We start from the raw sequence: 15,769 nt of genomic DNA on the forward strand, positions 1-15,769 counted from the left end.
AGTCAGGCCACCGTGGCGTCGGCGAACTGGGTCAGGATGAGGGGCCAGCCGCGTTCGGAGTCGACTGCGGTTTGGATGTCTTCGCCTGCTTCGCCGTGGCGTTCGAGGTGGCGGTGTTCGAGTTCCACGCGGGTCGTGTCCGGGCCCTCGGGGATGAAGCGCACCTCGACCTCGCTGGCGCGGGCCGTATCCGGGTCGTACGTCCAGTCGCCCTGCAGGTTCCAGGTCAGGACGAAACGGTCGTGCGGGTCGTAGGCGAGCACCGAGCCCCAGTCGCATTCGGCGCCGTCCTGGCCGCGTTCGAACCAGCCGCCGCCGGGTTTGGGTTCGATGACGATGTCGGCGAAAGCGCCGTCACCGATGTGGTGGTCGGCGGGCCACCACGTGCCCATCTTCGTGGCGAACACGGTGAACGCGCGCTCCTGCGTGGCCTTCACGATGATCGACTTCTGGACCGGCGTCACTTCTCCTCCTCGACAGCGGCCGCGAAGGCCGCCAATGCCTTGTCCCACAACTGATCGAGATAACCACGCAACGCCGCGACGCCCGCCGGGTCGACCCGGTAGCGCCTGCGGGTGCCCTCGGCGTGGTCGACGACCAAGCCCGCGTCCTTGAGCACCTTGAGGTGCTGCGACACCGCGGGCCTGCTCACCGGCAGCTCGGCCGCCAGTTCGCCCACCGCGCGCGGCCGCTCTACGAGCAGTTCGAACACCGCCCGCCGGGTCGGGTCGGTGAGGGCCGCGAAGGCTGCTTGGTAAGTCACCACGAACGGTAAGTTACGCCTTACCGAGGTGCCGGTCAACGGTTTCTTGGCCAATCCCTCGCCATTCCACAGGTTCCTCATATCCGCCGGGCAGAACCTTGGAGCCATGAACCAGTACCCGCCGCTCTACACCCACCCCCAGCCGCCGCGTGGCCGCGTCAAGCGCGGCGCGGTCGCCCTCGTCGCCGCGTCCGTGCTGGGCGCGGGCGCCCTCGGCGGCGTGGCGGGCGCGCTGATCGGGACCGACCACCCCTCCTCGCTGCACCCGACCATCGCCCAGAACGCGTCGGGCAACACACCCACCGACATCACGGCGACGGTCGCCAAGGTGATGCCGAGTGTCGTGCAAGTCGGTGTGCGGACCGTGAACTCCCAAGGCGTCGGGTCCGGCGTCATCCTCAGTGCCGACGGACGCATCCTGACCAACAACCACGTGGTCGCGGGCGCCCGCGAGATCATGGTGACCTTCGCCGACGGCAAGACCGCCCAGGCCGAGGTGCTCGGCGCCGACCCGGGCGCTGATCTCGCGCTGCTGCAAGCCAAAGACGTCTCCGGACTCACCCCGGCGACCCTGGGCGACTCCGGCGACCTGAAGGTCGGCGACGAGGTCATCGCGATCGGCTCGCCCGCCGGTCTACAAGGGACGGTCACGACCGGCATCGTCAGCGCCCTCGACCGTGACGTGTCGATCCCCAACCGGGGCTCGCAAGGCGCTTCGTACAAGGCGATCCAGACCGACGCGTCGATCAACCAGGGCAACTCCGGCGGCCCGCTGTTCGACACCGCGGGTCGGGTCATCGGGATCAACTCGGCGATCTACTCCCCCGTCTCCGGCACCGACGGATCGGCCGGGAGCGTGGGCATCGGGTTCAGCATCCCGATCGACGCGGTGAAGTCCGTGCTGGAGAAGATCGAGTGACACCACGCACCGGGCGGGCCACGTGGGCCGTGGCCCGCACGGTGCGTGTCCTACACGTTGCGCGGAAAACCGAGGTTGACGCCGCCGTGTGAGGGATCGAGCCACCGACTGGTGACCACTTTCGTCCTGGTGAAGAAGTGGATGCCGTCGGGGCCGTAGGCGTGGGTGTCGCCGAAGAGGGAGTCTTTCCAGCCGCCGAACGAGTAGTAGCCCACGGGCACCGGGATCGGCACGTTCACGCCGACCATGCCGATCTCCACCTCGTGCTGGAACCGCCGGGCCGCGCCGCCGTCGTTGGTGAAGATCGCCGTCCCGTTGCCATACGGGTTGGCGTTGACCAGCTCGACAGCGTCCTCATAGGTCGGGACGCGGACCACGGACAGCACTGGACCGAAGATCTCGTCTTGGTAGAGCGCCATTCCCGGTTCGACATGGTCGAACAATGTCGGCCCGAGCCAGAATCCCTCGGGTTCGCCATCGATCTCGTGCTCACGGCCGTCGACGACCAACTCGGCGCCTTCGCCGGTTCCGCTGTCCACATAGGACGTCACCTTGTCCCGATGGGCCGCGGTGACCAGCGGACCCATCTCACAGCCAGGCCGCCTGCCGTCGCCGACCTTCAGTTTCGCGATCCGTTCGCGGATGCGCCCCACGAGATCGTCGCCCACGGGGTCGACGGCGACGACGACCGACACGGCCATGCACCGCTCCCCCGCCGACCCGAAGCCCGCCGACACGGCCGCGTCCGCGGCGAGATCGAGGTCGGAGTCGGGCAGCACGACCATGTGGTTCTTGGCCCCGCCCAACGCCTGCACGCGCTTGCCGTGCCGGGTCCCGGTTTCGTAGACGTAGCGGGCGATCGGGGTCGAGCCGACGAACGAGATCGCCCGCACGTCGCGGTGTTCGAGCAGGCCGTCGACCGCGACCTTGTCGCCGTGCAGCACGTTCAGCGCGCCGTCGGGCAGACCGGCCTCGGCGAACAGCTCGGCGATGAAGTAGGCCGCCGACGGGTCCTTCTCACTCGGCTTGAGGACCACGGTGTTGCCGCACGCCAAGGCGTTCGGCACAAACCACAGCGGCACCATCGCCGGGAAGTTGAACGGCGAGATCACCCCGACCACGCCCAGCGGCTGGCGCAGCGAGTACACGTCGACCCGGGTGGAGACGTTCTCGCTGTACCCGCCTTTGAGGAGGGTGGGCACCCCGCAGGCGAACTCGACCGCCTCCATCGCGCGCTGCACTTCGCCCGCCGCGTCGTCGGTCACCTTGCCGTGTTCGGCCGTGACCAGATCGACCAGCTCCCGCTTCCGGGCGTTGAGCAGTTCGCGAAATCCGAAAAGGACAGACGTTCGAGCCGCCAGCGAGGCGTCCCGCCATTCCACGGAGGCCGTGCGCGCCGCCGAGACGGCCGCCTCGATCTCCGTGGACCCCGCGAAATCGACGTGGGCGGCGACCTGTCCGGTCGCCGGGTCGAAGACCTCGCCGAAGCGGTCGGTGTCGCCCGACCACGGCTTGCCATCGATCCAGTGGCTGATCCTGCGCATCAGCTCACCCCGCCCGGCACCGCGGCGATGGACTCGCCGAGCACGTCGAGGGCTTCGTCGACTTCGTCCTCCGTCAGCGTCATGGGCGGCGCCAAACGGATGACATTGTTGTGCAGCCCGCCTTTTCCGACGAGCAGTCCGCGCGCACGCGTCTCCTCCAGCACCCGCACGGCGGCTTTCGGGTTGGGGTCCTTCCCTCCCGGCACCACGAACTCGATGCCGATCATCAGCCCCTTGCCCCGGACATCACCGACAAGCGGGTTGCGCGTGGCGATGTCGTGGAGCCCCTCGGACAGGCGCAGCCCGAGCTTGGCCGCGTTCGCCTGCAAGTCGTTGTCCAGGATGTAGTCGAGCACGGCGTTGGCGCCCGCGGTGGCCACCGGGTTGCCGCCGAAGGTCGAGATCGAGTTGGCCGTCAGGCAGTCCATGACGTCCGGACGCGCGACCAGACCGCCGATGGCCAGGCCGTTGCCCAGCCCCTTGGCGAACGTCATCATGTCCGGCATGACGCCGTGGGCCTGCATGCCCCAGAAGTGCTCGCCCGTGCGGCCCCAGCCGGTCTGCACCTCGTCGGAGACCAGCAGGATGCCGTACTCGTCGAGGATCTCCTTGTACGCCTTGAACAATCCGTCCGGTGGAACGCAGAACCCGCCCACCCCTTGGATGGGCTCGGCGATCATGCACGCGACGTCGCCGGAAGTAGTGGTCTGCAACACTTCCCGGAGGTCGTCGGCGCACGCCCGGATGTAGTCCACATCGGACAGCTGACCGAACGGACTGCGGTAGCGGTATCCGCCCTGGGCGTAGCTGACCTTGACCGGGGAGAGCGAGCTGGCCGACCAGCCGCGGTTGCCGGTGATGCCCACGGTGGCGAACGCGCGGCCGTGGTAGGAGTTGCGGATCGCCAGGACCTGGTTGCTGCGGCGGAACTGGGTGGCCAGCATCAGCGCAGTCTCGTTGGCCTCGGTGCCGGAGTTGGTGAAGAACACCTTCGCGTCCGGGATGCCGGACAGCTTGGCGATCTTCTCGGCCAGCTCCACCTGCCCGCGGATCAGGTACAGCGTCGAGGTGTGCAGCACGCCGGTGTCGAGCTGGCGGCGGATCGCGTCGCTGATCTCGGCGACGTCGTAGCCGATGGCGTTGGTCAGGATGCCGGCGAAGAAGTCGAGGTAGGTGGCGCCCGTCGAGTCGGTGACGCGCCTGCCCTCGGCGCGCACGAGCTCGATCGGCTCGTCGTAGTAGAGGGCGAGCCACGACGGCAGGACGGCGCGGTGACGGTCGATCAGCTGGTTCTGCTCGAGGTCGGCCATGCCCGCGAGTCTGGTCGGCGACCGGCGCCGACACCATGGTCACTGTGTATCGGCGATGCCGGATGGCGCTACACAGTGACCACCGGCACCCTCGCCTGGTGGCAAAGCCGATTCGCGATTCTGTCACCGTTTTCCGAAGTCCCGGGATTCGCCGGACGCTCGCGTGGAACTCGGTCACAGTGGTCAGGTGATGATCACCCAGCTCCGGCTGTCGAGACCGGTGGTCGCGGCCCTGGCGCCCGCCGCGGTGTACCTCGCCGTCCGGCTCACCGGGCTGCTGATGCTCGCCGTGTTCGCCGAGTTCCACGACGAGAAGCTGACGGACATCCTGCGGGCGTGGGACGGGAACTGGTACCTGACGATCGCCGAGAACGGCTACGAGCGGGTGCCGAAGGAGTTCGTCGACGCCTTCGGCAACCACACGACGCACACCGCGATGGCGTTCTTCCCGGGATTCCCGTTCATCCTGCGCGCGGTCGCCGCGGCCACCGGGACCAGCCAGTTCGCCGCGGCCCTGATCGTCAACGTCGTCGCGGGCATCGCCGCCGCCTACGCCATCGCCCGGATCGGACGGAGGCTCACGGGTGGCGGAGGTCTCCTGCTGGTCGCCCTGTGGGCCGGGGCGCCCATGGCGATCACCCTGTCGATGACGTACACCGAAGCCCTGTTCACCGCGTTCGCCGCGTGGGCGCTGGTGTCGGTCCTGGAGCGGCACTGGGTGGAGGCGGGCTGCTACGCGGTCGGCGCGGGCCTGATCCGCCCCACCGCCACCGTCATCGTGGGCGTGGTGTGCCTGGCGGCGCTCCTGGCGCTGCGGACCGAACGGCGGTGGGAGGTCGTGGTCGGCGGTCTGCTCGCCCCACTGGGCCTGGTCGGCTACTGGGGCTACGTCGCCGCCCAGACCGGGAAGCTCGGTGGCTGGTGGCAGATCCAGCGGGAGGGCTGGAACTCCCAGTTCGACTGGGGGGTGTCGAGCTTCTCCTTCGCCACCCGCATCCTGGCCGACGGCCAGGTGGTGATGGACCTGCTGATCGTGCTGATCCTGCTGGGCGCGGTGGCGCTGACGGCGGTGAGCGCGCTCAGCGGGCGGGTGCCGTGGCCGCTGGTCCTGTATGGGGCGGGGATCGTGGCGGTGACGATCGGGTCGGACGGGATGATGGCGTCGAAACCCCGGATGCTGGTGCCCGCGTTCGTGCTGCTCATCCCGATCGCGGTGGCCTTGGCCGGCCGGTCGAGGGTGACGAAGCTGGCGTGGACGACCACCTTCGTCCTGTTCGGCTCCTGGTTCAGCGCGTACAGCCTCACGGCGTGGCACTACACGATCTAGCCCTGGCGGCTCGGGAGCGACGGGTAGACCATGTTCCGTATGGAGCCGACAGCCGATGATCGGGCGGGCTGCTCCGATCGAGCATCGCTGGGCGAGCTATTGGCTCGCCATCGGCACGAAGTCCTCGCTCGGTCGACATCGTTCCGACCCGAATGCTCAAACCACACTTAAGATCGTCCGCGCTCTCCGACGCGCTGGAGCTCTGCCTGGCCCCGCACGGCGATTCCCGACCCGGATTCGTGAATCTCGTCGACCGCCTGCGGCAGACCGCGACCGGCCCCGAGAGCACGAACTAGAACCGGCCCCCACCGCCGATGCGGCGGGAGCTGCTGGACCCGCCGAACGACCCAGGGCTGTAGCCACCACCACCGCCCCCACCGCCCCGCAGCACGCTGTTCAGCATAATCCCGCCCAAGATCGCCCCCGACGTCCCACCGAACGGCGACTGCGGCGCGTTGCGGCGCTCCCATTCGCGGACGTCCGCCTCCGCCGCCCGCGCGGCCCGAGCACCCAGGTCGGCCGCGGTCTGCGCGTGTTGGAGGGCCGTCGACGGGTCCGATTCGCGCAACCGGCCGGCCTCGTCGAGGTGGCGCTGGGCCTCCGACAACCGCGTGCGCGCTTCGGCCTCTACGGCACCTCGGCGGGTCGAGATGAAGTCGCCCGCGGCGGTGACCTGGGCGGACGCGGCGGTCATCGCCTGGTCGAGCTGTTCGCGGAGGCGTTCGACGCGTTGCTTCTCGGTGGCGGCCGCGGCGATGGCCTTGTCGAGTTCGACGTCCGCCGCCGCGATCTCGGTGAAGCTGCCAAGCGGGTTGCTGCCCTGCGCGGCCTCGGCGCGGGTCAGTGCGTCCGCGGCAGCAGCGCGCGCTGAGGCCAAGTCCTCGCCGCCGTGGGCGGCCAAGTCGCCCGCGGCGGCGAGGTCGGCTCGGGCCTCCTCCAACGCGGCGGGCAGCGTGGCGATGGCGTGGCGGATGTTGTCGGCGGCGCTGTCGACCGCGTCGAGGAGGGTGCGGGCCTGGCCGACGGCGCCCTCGGCCGCGCGGATCGCGGCGACGGCGGGGCCTTGCTGGCCCGCGGGGCGAGCGACGAACGAGCGGCCCTCGGTGATGTTGCGGTCGGCGAAGTCGAGCCGCTCCTTCGCGTGGGTGACGTTGTCGCGCACCGGGGCCAGGGTCGGAGCCGGGAACTCGCCGACGAGCCGCTCCAGCGTGGCCGTCGATTCCGGCAGCCTGCTGCTCAGGGTGACCATCTCCTGGGTCAGCGCGTCGAGCCGCTGCGGGGCGTTGATCAGCAGGTCGCGCATGCCGTCGAACTCGGCGACCTGGGCGTCGAGCTCGCGGTCGGCCGCGCCGCAGCCGCTGATGATGTCGACCAGCAGGTCCCGCCGCTGCTGCGGGGTCTCGGGGATCTTGTCGTCGAGCCGCTGCCGGAGGGTGAACGCCTGGGCCAGGGCGGCCTTCGCGGTGTCGAACGCTTCGGCGAACGGACGCGTCTGGTCGGCGCCGAACTCGCCGCGGGCCAGTTCCAGCTCCTCCGCGCTGGTGCGCAGGGCGTTGTCCAACTCGACCAGCAGATCCTTGGACCGCTGGTCGAGTGCCTCCACCGGCAGCGCGCCCAACGCCGCCGTGTCGAGCGGGTCGACGTCGCGGGCGGCCTCGATGCTCGCCTTGACCCGCGACCGCTTCCGAACCCGGGTGTAGACGTACACCCCGCCGAGGCCCGCGGCGATCGCGGCGCCGCCGATCAGCAGACCGCGGCCCGAGGCCGACGCTCCGGCGGCGGTGTCGAGCCCGGACGCGGCGGCGACGGCCGCACCGGCCCAGTTCTGGGTGCGCAGTGCCGGTTCGATGCCGTCGACCAGCAGGTTCTCGAACTCGGCGTCGCTGATCTCCTGGGGCAGCCCGGCGGAGAACAGGTTGTACTCGCGGTCCACGGTGGCGACAGCGAGCACGACATCACGGTCGCCCAGGGCGCTGAGCGTGGCGGTGCGCTGGGCCCACGAAGCGGCGGCCTGGCCGTCGAAGTCGGGCACGAACACCACCCACAGGCGCAGCTTGCGCGACTCGTAGAGCTTGTCGATCGCCGCCTGCACCTCGGACCGCTCACCGGCGTCCAGCGCTTGCGCCGTGTCGGTGATCTGGTTCGCCAGCCGCGACGGCGGGTCGGCCGACGCCACCCCGGGCAGGCAGATCAGGACTAGGAAGGCCACGACGGTCAACACCCGGGCGAACGGCATGGCGTGAATCTAACGGGTGGCGGACGGGTGTACCGGCTGGTCAAGGTGTACCGGCACGCCGCGTCGCGGCTTACAGTGTGTCGATGTACCCGACCGTGTCGGAGATCTTGGCGCTGCCGGTCATGCGGCAGGGCGCGCCGACCGTGGTCGCGGGCGCGTCCGGGCTCTCGCACCGGGTCCGGTGGGTGCACGCCGCCGAGGTCGCCGATATCGCCCACCTGCTGCGCGGCGGCGAACTCGTCCTCACCACCGGCATCGCCCTGCCCGACGACCCGGAGGCGCTGACCCGCTACGTCGACGAGCTGGCCGGGATCGGCGCCGCGGGGATCGTGGTGGAACTGGTCCGGCACTGGAGCCACGCCCTGCCCCCGGCGCTGTCGGCGGCCGCCGAGCGGCACCGGCTGCCGCTGATCACCCTGTCGAGGGAAACCAGGTTCGTCGCGGTCACCGAGGCCGTGGTCGGCCTGATCGTCGACGCCCAGGTCGCCGAGCTGCGCACCGCGGAACAGGTCCACGAGACGTTCACCGCGCTCACCGTCGCGGGCGCCGAACCCGCCGAGGTCCTCCGCGAGGTGAGCAGGGCGTCGGGCCTGCCGGTCGTGCTGGAGACACTCGCCCACGACGTCCTCGCCTACGACGCCGGCGGCGAGGCCCCCGGCGAACTGCTGGCCGACTGGGCACGACGCTCCCGCGCGGTCACGGTCTCCGAGCGAACCGCGTACCACGACGCGGCGGGCTGGCTGGTCACCGTCGTCGGCGCGCGGGGCAACGACTGGGGCAGGCTCGTGCTGCTCTGCCCGGAGCCACCGGCACATCACCACATCGTGATCGTCGAGCGAGCGGCCTCGGCGCTGGCCGTGCACCGGCTGGCCGCCCGCGACCGCGAAGGCCTGGAACGCCACGCCCACCGAACCCTGCTCACCGAGCTGCTGGCCGCCCCCACCCCACCCCCGGACCTCGTCGCGCGGGCCACGGGACTTGGTGTGCCGTTGGAGAACCGCCAGCTCATCGGCGTCTCCGTGCGACCGGGCACCGAGGTGACCCCGGCGCCGGCGATGGCCACCCAGGAGGTCCTGCGCGACCTCGCGGAGGCTACCTCCCTGGCGACCCGGCGGGCCCGGGTGGCGGCCCTGGTCGGCATCGTCGACGACACTAGTGTGCGAGCACTGCTCTCACTGACCCCGCAGGCCGACACCCAGTCGGTCCTGCGCAGGCTGGCGAAGGAAATCCACCAGTCCCCCCGCGCCGTCGTCCTGGCCGTGGGGACGACGGTCGGCACGATCAGCCAGGCCCGACGCAGCCTGATCGAAGCCGCCCACGTAGCCCAAGCCGCCCTACGCACCCCCGGCACAAAACCCTTCCACCGCTTGGATGACGTGCGGTTGAGGGGTCTGCTCCACCTACTCGCCGACGACGACCGGGTGACCGCCTTCGCCGACCGCGAACTGGCCGCCCTCATCGCGAGGGACACGGCCCACGGCAGCAGACTGCTGGACACGCTGCGGCACTACTGCGAACACGGCGGCAACAAATCAGCGGCGGCAGCGGCCGCTCACATGTCCAGAACCGCCTACTACCAACAACTAGCCCGTATCGAGCAGATCCTGGCCGTCTCCCTCGACGACCCGGAGTCGGTGCTTTCGCTGCATGTGGCGCTTCTGGCCTTGGACGTGCGCAACAGCGGATAGCCCCGCCCCAGCACACCAGCCGGCGGATAAGCTCAACGAACGTGACCGACTTGATCTCGCGTCCCCGAAGACCGACCTGCACCTGTATCCCCACACCAGACCTGCGCGCCGCCCTCACCGAGGGCAGGCAAGCGGCCCGCTCCGACCATGGCGTCGAACTGGGCTGGATCTTCGACATCCCAGGCGAACGCGGCCTCGCCGCCGCCGATGTGACCCTCGACTTCCTCCGCGACCACGCTCCCGAAGGGACGGTCGCCTTGGGGCTCGCCGGGATGGAGAACGGTGTGCCGCGGGCGAAGTTCGCCGACCACTTCGCCCAAGCTCGCGCCCTCGGCCTCAAAGCCGTCGTGCACGCGGGCGAGACCACCGGCCCGGACACCGTGTGGTCGGCACTGCGCGACCTCAAGGCCGACCGCGTCGGCCACGGCATGTTCGACACCGACCTCGACCGCGAGTACCGCCTCATCACCGACTTGGCGGGACTCGACGTCGCGGGCGTGTGCGACCTCGCCCGGGCGGGCGTGGCCGCGAGCTACGCCCCGGATTCGCTCAGGAAAGACCTGACCGATCGGATTGCGGATATCGGGTCGACCCCCGACGCGGGATACCCCTAATGGTTTAGGGGGCGGGAATGGGAACGACCATTTCCGCCGCGGGCACCCGGCCGGTCCCGTCTTCCAATGCCCCGACCCGCCAGACGAGGACGAGGGCCAATGCGACCATCACCGCCATCGCCGCCGCGGGCACGAGCCGGGCGCCGAGACCAGGTGGGATCTCTTGGCAGTCAACAGGATCACCATCGGTCGCGGTGTCCGACACGGTTCGTCGCGAATCAGGCCAGGCCATGGAACCCCCCGGTTGCCGGCGCCCAGGGAAATACGGCGAATAACGCCGATTTCCCTCCGAAACACAAACCTAACCTTTAGGTCGACGTCGGGCAATAGGCCGATGCGACGCACAGGGGCACCGCATAGGGGTGCCCGCTCGCATAACCGCCGCGACGGCGCCGCCGGATTAAGCAACTGGCACTGTGTGCACTGTGTGCGGGAAGCCTGAACACAGTGACACTGCCGGGTGACAGCGGCTGCCTCCACGATGCCGGGATGGAACTCTGATCCACGAGCATCGGAGTAGGCGATGGCGATTGCGGAACAGTCCACCCAGATCACCCAGCCCGACGGCCGAGTCGACCTGCCCGACCACGCCGGGATAGCGAACAGCCGCTACTACAACCCCGAACTCGCGCCCGTGCCGGTCGAGAAGCGCACGTGGACGACGTACAACTACTTCGCGCTGTGGATGGGGATGGCGCACAACATTCCGAGCTACACGCTGGCGGCGTCGCTGATCGCGTTCGGGATGGACTGGATCCAGGCGTTCATGACGATCACCCTGGGCAACCTGATCGTGCTGATCCCGATGCTGCTCAACAGCCACGCGGGCACCAAGTACGGCATCCCGTTCCCGGTGTTCGCCCGCGCGTTCTACGGGGTGCGCGGAGCGAACCTGGCCGCCCTGCTCCGCGGGTTCATCGCCTGCGGCTGGTTCGGCATCCAGACCTGGGTCGGCGGGCAGGCGCTCTACGTCATCGTCGGCACCCTCGCGGGCGACGGCTGGACGAACTCGGCGGTGGTGCTCGGGCAGCACTGGACGCTGTGGCTGTGCTTCGGCCTGTTCTGGATCATCCAGATGCTGATCATCTGGCGCGGGATGGACGCGATCCGCCGGTTCGAGAACTGGACCGCTCCCCTGGTGTCGGTAGGCTTCCTGATCCTGCTGGGCTACGTGCTCGTCAAGGCGGGCGGGCTCGGCCCGATCCTCTCGGCGCCGTCGAAGCTGGGCTGGGGCGCGGACTTCTGGAAGGTCTTCGCGCCGTCGCTGATGGCGATGATCGCGTTCTGGGCGACGCTGTCGCTGAACATGCCGGACTTCACCCGGTTCGGCGGCAGCCAGCGCAAGCAGATCCGCGGGCAGATCCTCGGCCTGCCGACGACCATGTCGTTCATCGCCATCGTCGCCATCCTCACCACCTCCGGCGGGCAGGTGCTCTACGGCGAGGCGATCTGGGACCCGGCGCTGCTCGCGGCCCGGTTCGACAACCCGGCGGTCATCATCGTGGCCTTGGTGGCGCTGGTGCTGGCGACCGTGTCGTGCAACCTCGCGGCCAACGTCGTCAGCCCGTCCTACGACTTCTCCAACGCCTTCCCCAAGCGCATCACGTTCGCCATGGGCGGGCTCATCACCGGGGTCATCGGCATCGCGGTCATGCCGTGGCGGCTCATCTCCGACCCGTCGATCTACATCTTCGCCTGGCTCGGCTTCTACGGCGGCGTGCTCGCAGCGGTGGCGGGCGTGCTCGTCGGCGGGTATTGGTTGGTTGTGCGCACGCACCTCGACGTCAAGGACCTCTACCGCGACGGCGGCGGCCGCTACTGGTTCAACGGCGGCTGGAACCTGCGCGCGGTCGTCGCCACCCTGGTCGGCGCGGTGCTGGCGGTCGGCGGCGCCTATGGCGGTCCGTTCCCCGCCGACGGGCTGATCCCGCTGCTCAAGCCGCTCTACGACTACAACTGGCTCGTCGGCGTCGTCGCCGCTTTCGCCACCTACCTCGCGTTGTCGCTGCCCTCGCGCGACGACGTTCCTGTTCGGCTACAAGAAGGAGAAGCCCGTGCCTAACCTCATCAGGGCGGGGCTGGTCCAGCAGAAGTGGACCGGCGACAAGGACTCCATGATCGCCAACGCGGTCGAGGCCATCGCCACCGCCGCGTCGCAGGGCGCGCAGGTGGTGTGCCTGCAGGAGTTGTTCTACGGCCCCTATTTCTGCCAGGTGCAGGACGCCGACTACTACTCCTACACCGAGGGCATCCCGGACGGCCCGACGACCGAGCTGATGTGCGAGGTCGCCGAGCGGCACGGCGTCGTGCTGATCGTGCCGATGTACGAGCAGGAGCAGCCCGGGGTGTACTTCAACACCGCCGCGGTCATCGACGCCGACGGCACGTACCTGGGCAAGCACCGCAAGAACCACATCCCACAGGTGAAGGGATTCTGGGAGAAGTTCTACTTCCGGCCCGGCAACCTGGGCTACCCGGTGTTCGACACCGCGGTCGGCCGCATCGGCGTCTACATCTGCTACGAGCGGCACTTCCCCGAGGGCTGGAGGGCGCTGGGCCTGGCCGGGGCGAAGATCGTGTTCAACCCGTCGGCGACGAGCCGGGGGCTCTCGGAGTACCTGTGGCGGCTGGAGCAGCCCGCGGCGGCGGTGGCCAACGAGTACTACGTCGGCACGATCAACCGGGTCGGCGTGGAACCGCTGGGCGACAACGACTTCTACGGCCAGTCCTACTTCGTCGACCCGCGCGGTCAGCTCGTCGGGGACGCGGCGTCCGACACCGAGGAGGAGATCGTCGTCCGCGACCTGGACATGGACAAGCTCGCCGAGGTCCGCGACCTGTGGGCGTTCTACCGCGACCGCAGGCCCGACACCTACGAGTCGCTCACCCGGCCCTGAGAGGACGAGATGACCACGCTCATCCGCAACGGCACGGTCGTCAACGCGACCGGCCGGATGGCCGCCGACGTGCTGGTCGACGGCGAGACCATCGCCGCGGTGGCCGCACCCGGTGTGTTCACCGAGGCGGACACTGTCATTGATGCCAAAGGGAAGTACGTGATCCCTGGCGGCATCGACGCGCACACGCACATGGAGATGCCGTTCGGCGGCACGTTCTCCAACGACACCTTCGCCACCGGCACCACGGCCGCGGCGTGGGGCGGCACGACGACGATCATCGACTTCGCCGTGCAGGCCAAGGGAACGTCATTGTTGTCCACGATGGACAAGTGGCACGAGAAGGCGGACAACCACTGCGCCATCGACTACGGCTTCCACATGATCATCTCCGACGTGAACGACTCGTCGCTCAAGGAGATGGAGTCGTGCATCGACGCCGGGGTCAACAGCTTCAAGATGTTCATGGCCTACCCCGGTGTCTTCTACTCCACCGACGGCGAGATCCTGCGCGCGATGCAGCGCGCGTCGGAGACCGGGTCGATGATCATGATGCACGCGGAGAACGGCATCGCGATCGACCAACTCGTCGCCCAAGCGATCGCGGCGGGCCGCACGGAACCGCTGCACCACAGCCTGACCCGGCCACCGGAGCTCGAAGGCGAGGCGACCTCGCGGGCGATCCAGCTCGCGAAGGTGACCGGCGCGCCGCTCTACATCGTGCACCTGTCGGCCCGGCACGCGCTCGAAGCCGTGGCGGCGGCCAGGAACACCGGGCAGAACGTGTTCGCCGAGACCTGCCCGCAGTACCTTTACCTGTCTATTGAGGACATGAAGAAGCCGGACTTCGAAGGCTCGAAGTACGTCGCCTCTCCCCCGCTGCGGCCCAAGGACCACCAGACGGACCTGTGGCGCGGGCTGCGGACCAACGACCTGTCGGTGGTGTCGACCGACCACTGCCCGTTCTGCTTCAAGGACCAGAAGGAGATGGGCCGCGACGACTTCTCCAAGATCCCCAATGGCATGCCCGGCGTCGAGCACCGAATGGACCTGCTGCACCAAGGGGTCGTGGCAGGCGAGATCAGCCTGGAGCGCTGGGTGGAGATCAGCTCCACCACGCCCGCCCGGATGTTCGGCCTGCACGGTCGCAAAGGGACGATCGCGCCGGGCGCGGACGCCGACATCGTGGTGTACGACCCGACCGCCAAGCAGACCATCTCGGCGGCCACGCACCACATGAACGTCGACTACTCCGCCTACGAGGGCATGGACATCACCGGCAAGGTCGACACGGTCCTCTCCCGGGGCGCGGTGGTCATCGCCGACGGCGCGTTCCACGGTCGCGAGGGACACGGCAAGTTCCTCAAGCGCGACCTGTCTCAGTACCTCATCTAAGGAGCGGGACATGGATTTCGGAGTGGTGCTGCAGACCGACCCACCCGCGCGGGAAGTCGTGCGGCTGATGGCCGAGGCCGAGCAGCGGGGTTTCACCCACGGCTGGACGTTCGACTCATGCGTGCTCTGGCAGGAGCCGTTCGTCATCTACTCCCAGGTGCTCGCGGCGACGAACTCGCTGGTCATCGGCCCGATGGTGACCAACCCGAGCACCCGCGACTGGTCGGTGACCGCGTCGCTGTTCGCCACCCTCAACGACATGTTCGGCAACCGCACCGTCTGCGGCATCGGCCGCGGCGACTCGGCCCGCCGGGTCATCGGCCAGAAACCGGCGACCCTCGACGTCCTGCGCGACGCCATGCACGTCATCCGCGAACTGGCGGAGGGCCGCGAGGTCGAGCACCACGGCGCGCCCGTGCGCATCCCGTGGGTGCGTGACGGCAGGCTGGAGATGTGGATGGCCGCCTACGGCCCGAAGGCGCTGAAGCTGGTCGGCGAACACGCCGACGGCTTCATCCTGCAGACCGCCGACCCGGCCATCGCCAAGTGGACCATCGACGCCGTGCGCGACGCGGCGAAGGCGGCGGGCCGAGACCCGGGCGGCATCACCATCTGCGTCGCCGCCCCGGCCTACGTCGGCGACGACCTGGCCCACCAGCGCGACCAGTTGCGCTGGTTCGGCGGCATGGTCGGCAACCACGTCGCCGACCTGGTCGCCCGCTACGGCGAATCCGGCCCGGTGCCGCACGAGCTGACCGACTACATCCGCGGCAGGCAGGGCTACGACTACGCCCACCACGGCAAGGCGGGCAACCCGTCGACGGACTTCGTCCCCGACGAGATCGTCGACCGGTTCTGCCTGCTCGGCCCGGCCTCGGCCCACGTGGACCGCATCGCCGAGCTGACCGAGCTGGGCGTCGACCAGTTCGCGCTCTACCTGATGCATGACCAGCGCGAGAAGACCCTGGCCGCCTACGGGGACGACGTGATCCCACACGCGGGCTGACTCGCCCGATGGGGCGGCCGGACGTGTCCGTTCGGCCGTCCCGAAGGCGATGCCTCGGCCGCCTGTGCGC

15 protein-coding genes are annotated in these 15,769 nt (G+C 69.3%); 9 read left to right on the forward strand and 6 right to left on the reverse strand.

What is annotated here, in order from left to right:
* Window positions 1–2 precede the first annotated feature (2 nt).
* Window positions 3–464: an SRPBCC family protein gene (locus tag C8E96_RS31970; protein ID WP_091381337.1), complete on the reverse strand. Its 462-nt coding sequence runs from the start codon at window positions 462–464 to the stop codon at window positions 3–5.
* A complete protein-coding gene (locus C8E96_RS31975; RefSeq protein WP_176926815.1) occupies window positions 461–766 on the reverse strand; it encodes an ArsR/SmtB family transcription factor in 306 nt (101 codons plus the stop codon). Before C8E96_RS31975 ends, C8E96_RS31970 begins: the two co-directional genes overlap by 4 nt.
* 103 nt (window positions 767–869) lie before the next feature.
* Here C8E96_RS31975 and C8E96_RS31980 point away from each other — a divergent pair, with 103 nt between their 5' ends.
* Entirely contained in the window at window positions 870–1,682 is an 813-nt protein-coding gene (locus C8E96_RS31980; RefSeq protein WP_091381343.1) for a S1C family serine protease, read from the forward strand.
* Between the two features lie 50 nt (window positions 1,683–1,732).
* Here the strand turns inward: C8E96_RS31980 and C8E96_RS31985 are convergent, their stop codons facing one another.
* Together C8E96_RS31985 and C8E96_RS31990 are read right to left on the reverse strand one after the other, a co-directional pair.
* A complete protein-coding gene (locus C8E96_RS31985; RefSeq protein ID WP_091381344.1) occupies window positions 1,733–3,226 on the reverse strand; it encodes a CoA-acylating methylmalonate-semialdehyde dehydrogenase in 1,494 nt (497 codons plus the stop codon).
* Window positions 3,226–4,536, reverse strand: coding sequence for an aspartate aminotransferase family protein (locus C8E96_RS31990; protein WP_091381347.1), 1,311 nt, complete (start codon window positions 4,534–4,536; stop codon window positions 3,226–3,228). The genes C8E96_RS31985 and C8E96_RS31990 overlap by 1 nt, the downstream gene beginning before the upstream one ends.
* 190 nt (window positions 4,537–4,726) lie before the next feature.
* On the opposite strand from C8E96_RS31990, the gene C8E96_RS31995 reads away from it, so the two are divergent.
* Together C8E96_RS31995 and C8E96_RS33640 are read left to right on the forward strand one after the other, a co-directional pair.
* A complete protein-coding gene (locus C8E96_RS31995) occupies window positions 4,727–5,863 on the forward strand; it encodes a glycosyltransferase family 39 protein (protein ID WP_091381348.1) in 1,137 nt (378 codons plus the stop codon).
* A gap of 152 nt (window positions 5,864–6,015) precedes the next feature.
* Complete coding sequence (locus tag C8E96_RS33640; RefSeq protein WP_166658191.1) at window positions 6,016–6,159, forward strand: hypothetical protein; 144 nt, start codon at window positions 6,016–6,018, stop codon at window positions 6,157–6,159.
* On the opposite strand, the gene C8E96_RS32000 is transcribed toward C8E96_RS33640, so the two are convergent.
* A complete protein-coding gene (locus tag C8E96_RS32000) occupies window positions 6,156–8,099 on the reverse strand; it encodes a TPM domain-containing protein (RefSeq protein ID WP_091381350.1) in 1,944 nt (647 codons plus the stop codon). The two genes, C8E96_RS33640 and C8E96_RS32000, sit on opposite strands and share 4 nt — an antisense overlap.
* 83 nt (window positions 8,100–8,182) lie before the next feature.
* On the opposite strand from C8E96_RS32000, the gene C8E96_RS32005 reads away from it, so the two are divergent.
* Both C8E96_RS32005 and C8E96_RS32010 read left to right on the forward strand, forming a co-directional pair.
* Entirely contained in the window at window positions 8,183–9,787 is a 1,605-nt protein-coding gene (locus C8E96_RS32005) for a PucR family transcriptional regulator (protein ID WP_091381485.1), read from the forward strand.
* Between the two features lie 41 nt (window positions 9,788–9,828).
* Window positions 9,829–10,401: an amidohydrolase family protein gene (locus tag C8E96_RS32010; RefSeq protein WP_228770149.1), complete on the forward strand. Its 573-nt coding sequence runs from the start codon at window positions 9,829–9,831 to the stop codon at window positions 10,399–10,401.
* A gap of 4 nt (window positions 10,402–10,405) precedes the next feature.
* Here C8E96_RS32010 and C8E96_RS32015 read toward each other — a convergent pair whose 3' ends face one another.
* Window positions 10,406–10,606 carry a hypothetical protein gene (locus C8E96_RS32015; RefSeq protein WP_091381354.1) on the reverse strand — a complete coding sequence of 67 codons (201 nt, stop codon included), beginning with the start codon at window positions 10,604–10,606 and terminating at the stop codon, window positions 10,406–10,408.
* Window positions 10,607–10,924: 318 nt separating this feature from the next.
* Here C8E96_RS32015 and C8E96_RS32020 point away from each other — a divergent pair, with 318 nt between their 5' ends.
* From C8E96_RS32020 to C8E96_RS32035, 4 genes are read left to right on the forward strand one after another with little or no spacing between them, the layout of a single operon-like run.
* Window positions 10,925–12,463 (forward strand): NCS1 family nucleobase:cation symporter-1, encoded by a 1,539-nt coding sequence (locus tag C8E96_RS32020; RefSeq protein WP_091381356.1) that lies wholly within the window; start codon window positions 10,925–10,927, stop codon window positions 12,461–12,463.
* Window positions 12,456–13,298, forward strand: a complete 843-nt coding sequence (locus C8E96_RS32025; RefSeq protein ID WP_091381358.1) for a nitrilase-related carbon-nitrogen hydrolase — start codon at window positions 12,456–12,458, stop codon at window positions 13,296–13,298. The genes C8E96_RS32020 and C8E96_RS32025 overlap by 8 nt, the downstream gene beginning before the upstream one ends.
* A gap of 9 nt (window positions 13,299–13,307) precedes the next feature.
* The gene (gene hydA, locus C8E96_RS32030) at window positions 13,308–14,693 is read left to right on the forward strand and encodes a dihydropyrimidinase (RefSeq protein ID WP_091381361.1); all 1,386 of its coding nucleotides are present in this window, start codon (window positions 13,308–13,310) and stop codon (window positions 14,691–14,693) included.
* Window positions 14,694–14,703: 10 nt separating this feature from the next.
* A complete protein-coding gene (locus tag C8E96_RS32035; RefSeq protein WP_091381363.1) occupies window positions 14,704–15,699 on the forward strand; it encodes a TIGR03842 family LLM class F420-dependent oxidoreductase in 996 nt (331 codons plus the stop codon).
* Window positions 15,700–15,769 lie beyond the last annotated feature (70 nt).

The organism is Actinokineospora alba (assembly GCF_004362515.1).
Classification (GTDB): domain Bacteria; phylum Actinomycetota; class Actinomycetes; order Mycobacteriales; family Pseudonocardiaceae; genus Actinokineospora; species Actinokineospora alba.

Bases quoted from the DNA above. Each gene is read 5' to 3' on its own strand.
- C8E96_RS31980 (WP_091381343.1), top strand. From the start codon at position 870: ATGAACCAGTACCCGCCGCTCTACACCCACCCCCAGCCGCCGCGTGGC.
- C8E96_RS31985 (WP_091381344.1), bottom strand. From the start codon at position 3,226: ATGCGCAGGATCAGCCACTGGATCGATGGCAAGCCGTGGTCGGGCGAC.
- C8E96_RS31990 (WP_091381347.1), bottom strand. From the start codon at position 4,536: ATGGCCGACCTCGAGCAGAACCAGCTGATCGACCGTCACCGCGCCGTC.
- C8E96_RS31995 (WP_091381348.1), top strand. From the start codon at position 4,727: ATGATCACCCAGCTCCGGCTGTCGAGACCGGTGGTCGCGGCCCTGGCG.
- C8E96_RS33640 (WP_166658191.1), top strand. From the start codon at position 6,016: ATGCTCAAACCACACTTAAGATCGTCCGCGCTCTCCGACGCGCTGGAG.
- C8E96_RS32000 (WP_091381350.1), bottom strand. From the start codon at position 8,099: ATGCCGTTCGCCCGGGTGTTGACCGTCGTGGCCTTCCTAGTCCTGATC.
- C8E96_RS32005 (WP_091381485.1), top strand. From the start codon at position 8,183: ATGTACCCGACCGTGTCGGAGATCTTGGCGCTGCCGGTCATGCGGCAG.
- C8E96_RS32020 (WP_091381356.1), top strand. From the start codon at position 10,925: ATGGCGATTGCGGAACAGTCCACCCAGATCACCCAGCCCGACGGCCGA.
- hydA (WP_091381361.1), top strand. From the start codon at position 13,308: ATGACCACGCTCATCCGCAACGGCACGGTCGTCAACGCGACCGGCCGG.
- C8E96_RS32035 (WP_091381363.1), top strand. From the start codon at position 14,704: ATGGATTTCGGAGTGGTGCTGCAGACCGACCCACCCGCGCGGGAAGTC.